The organism is Escherichia sp. MOD1-EC7003, from assembly GCF_002965065.1.
GTDB lineage: Bacteria > Pseudomonadota > Gammaproteobacteria > Enterobacterales > Enterobacteriaceae > Escherichia.
The window spans coordinates 1-334 of record NZ_PTRE01000166.1 but is presented as its reverse complement, the minus strand read 5'-3'; the positions used below and the strand labels follow the sequence as shown (position 1 = coordinate 334).

The window sequence follows — 334 nt, the reverse complement described above, 5'->3', positions numbered from 1 at the left end:
GTGGACACCACTTTGTCTAATTCGTCAGATTCTGACCAGACGGTTCAGGCTGTACGCTTACCCAGTAGGCTCAGTACCAGCATTCTTCCCACGGAACGACTGTAACTGGCACGCAGAGCGAACCCGAAGCACTCGCTTTTTTCATCCCGGAAGTTCTGCTCGATTTGCATGCGACGGCTGTACAATTTCATGATTTCCCGAGGTTTAAAGTCATTCGTACTGCTAAAGATAAGCCACGGTTCTTTTGCCGAAGAATGTCCATCCTTTATTTGGGATTTACGCTCTATGCGGCAACGTGAGCGGCGATTCTTCCGGCCTTTCGGCTCTTTTTTAT

General features: G+C 48.8%; 1 pseudogene. It reads right to left on the bottom strand.

The annotated features are described in order from the left end of the window. Positions 1–62 precede the first annotated feature (62 nt). Positions 63–334: pseudogene (locus A7090_RS22320) on the bottom strand (transposase); the annotation flags it as partial.